This window comes from Caldisericum sp. (genome assembly GCF_049967455.1).
In the GTDB taxonomy this organism is placed as follows: Bacteria; Caldisericota; Caldisericia; order Caldisericales; family Caldisericaceae; genus Caldisericum; species Caldisericum exile_A.
Map to the genome: position 1 here is coordinate 1 of NZ_JBMFSR010000086.1, position 1,872 is coordinate 1,872.

General features: G+C 34.7%; 5 protein-coding genes. All 5 read right to left on the minus strand.

What is annotated here, in order from left to right; translation table 11 throughout:
* Positions 1–91: 91 nt before the first annotated feature.
* Positions 92–349: a hypothetical protein gene (locus tag ACP5SP_RS07865; protein WP_428076507.1), complete on the minus strand. Its 258-nt coding sequence runs from the start codon at positions 347–349 to the stop codon at positions 92–94.
* 97 nt (positions 350–446) lie between these two features.
* Positions 447–887 carry a hypothetical protein gene (locus tag ACP5SP_RS07870; RefSeq protein WP_428076509.1) on the minus strand — a complete coding sequence of 147 codons (441 nt, stop codon included), beginning with the start codon at positions 885–887 and terminating at the stop codon, positions 447–449.
* Entirely contained in the window at positions 859–1,404 is a 546-nt protein-coding gene (locus ACP5SP_RS07875) for a type II toxin-antitoxin system HicB family antitoxin (RefSeq protein ID WP_428076511.1), read from the minus strand. Before ACP5SP_RS07875 ends, ACP5SP_RS07870 begins: the two co-directional genes overlap by 29 nt.
* Positions 1,391–1,645 carry a type II toxin-antitoxin system HicA family toxin gene (locus ACP5SP_RS07880; RefSeq protein WP_428076513.1) on the minus strand — a complete coding sequence of 85 codons (255 nt, stop codon included), beginning with the start codon at positions 1,643–1,645 and terminating at the stop codon, positions 1,391–1,393. Before ACP5SP_RS07880 ends, ACP5SP_RS07875 begins: the two co-directional genes overlap by 14 nt.
* A gap of 37 nt (positions 1,646–1,682) precedes the next feature.
* Positions 1,683–1,872, minus strand: a 190-nt coding sequence (locus ACP5SP_RS07885; RefSeq protein ID WP_428076515.1) for a hypothetical protein, incomplete at its 5' end; no start/stop codon positions are given.

Below are 1,872 nucleotides of genomic sequence, written 5' to 3' on the forward strand. Positions count from 1 at the left end.
TAAAATCCAAAGAAACCCTTGAGATGAGAACAATCAAAGCAACAACTACTAAAGTTAAACAAACCAGCGTAATTACTGAAATAACCTGCATTTAAAGCGCCTCCTTTGGCTGAGTTCCTCTCAGTTTTTCAAAATACTTCTTTATTGCATCTGCCATTAGCTTCCTTCTTGCTTCAAGGAAGTTCTTGTAGTCCATTTCATAGAAGCGGCTCGGCAGACAATTATCCCTTAAAAATTTAGCTTTCTCTTCTTCTGTAAGATTAGAAGTCATTTTGTTCCAATATTCTTGAGGAGCAGTGTCTCTATAAAACAGAGGTAACCTTTTCCAACAAATTCTGCAATTTGCCATAAGGCACCTCAAAGTAAACCACCAGGAAGTTTTTCGTGGTAGTATTTTAGTATTATCTAAATAATCTTCTTATGAATCTCTCGTTGCGTATCGGCAATCATATTTTTTCGGAGCGTTTCTTTGACACCTGACCAGATTTAAGGACCTCAAGAACTAAAGGCGGTAAACCCATAAGCATAGTAGCCTCATTGACAAAGTTTCTGAAGTATGGCCACGTTTCAATCAGCAAACTACTTTTTGCAAATTTTTGGAAATGCTCGTCAGTCATTGCCACTTTAGATTCGTATGTGAGCACATAAGTAATTGAGATAGTAAGTCCAGGCTCTTTTTTATCTTTTTGAGTTGCTGAAAGGGAGTACGTAATGTATGTTTTAATCTTGTTCTCGTTTGCATTCTCAAATTTTGCCTCTTTCGTAATTTGTATCTTAGCTGGAGGTAAAAAATCTTCTTTTCTGTTTGAAGAAAACGCCAAAACATTTAAATCTTTTAAATGCAGATTATAAATAAACTCACTGTATGTATTGCTCATCTTTGTCATTCTCTTTCCCCCATTCGGTTGTGGTTACCGTTTCTTTTGGAGCGTAAGCTTGGTTTTGAACAGCGGGCTGTAATTTGTTGGCATTCTTTAGTAGATTTTCGATGTTCCTCAGGGAGTAATTTTCCGAGAGTAATGAAACAATATATTGATTCAGGCTTACTCCTTCTCTACGAGACTCTGAAACAAGTTTTTTATGGAGTGACACTGGAACTCGAACAAGAAACTTCCCGCTGTATTCCCTCAGTACGTCTGGAAGAGGAATTTCTAAACCTCTATCGATATTACTTTCAAGCCAGCCTTCCATTGCGTCTTTAATCATTTCTAATGCCTCTTCTAGCGTTTTTCCTTGACTCATACAACCAGGGAACTCTTCTACTTCAACAAAATAAGTGCCATCTTCTTCGGGAATTAGTTTTATAGCATATGGAAGTTTCATATACTTCTGGACTTCTTTCTCAAGGTATCTTTTTCTTGCTTTATCTTCTGTACTCCTCTTCAATAGTTTACTTCCTGCCATATTTTTCCTCCAAGTTCAACATTTCTATTATTTGCTTAAGTACATATCCTTTGACTTTTTCCTTAGGACTATGTACAGGTATTGTTATTGCATATTCACCAACTTTTACATATACATAATGCTTTGCTCTTCTTTCGCCACTCCACCCTTCATGCTCAAGTATTCTCTTTATATCTCTATAATCCATTTCGCATGGCGTAGGAACAGAAAGCAATTTCTCAATCAACTTTTCAATTTTCAATTATTTCCTCCATATTATACTATATTTAGTATCATTTTCAAAGATGAAAAATAATTTTAAATATTTCATAAATAGATAAAGTACTTTGTAGAAGAACTTGGAAATCTCTAACTTTTGAGACAAATTTTTGAAACAGGCTTAATTTCTGAGCTGCAACAACTATATCACACTTTTCTAAATTTTCCTTAATTTCTTCCATTATTTGATATAAATTTTCATTTGATTCA

Coding starts and splice junctions, on each gene's coding strand:
- ACP5SP_RS07875 (WP_428076511.1), bottom strand. CDS start 1,404: ATGGCAGGAAGTAAACTATTGAAGAGGAGTACAGAAGATAAAGCAAGA.
- ACP5SP_RS07865 (WP_428076507.1), bottom strand. CDS start 349: ATGGCAAATTGCAGAATTTGTTGGAAAAGGTTACCTCTGTTTTATAGA.
- ACP5SP_RS07870 (WP_428076509.1), bottom strand. CDS start 887: ATGACAAAGATGAGCAATACATACAGTGAGTTTATTTATAATCTGCAT.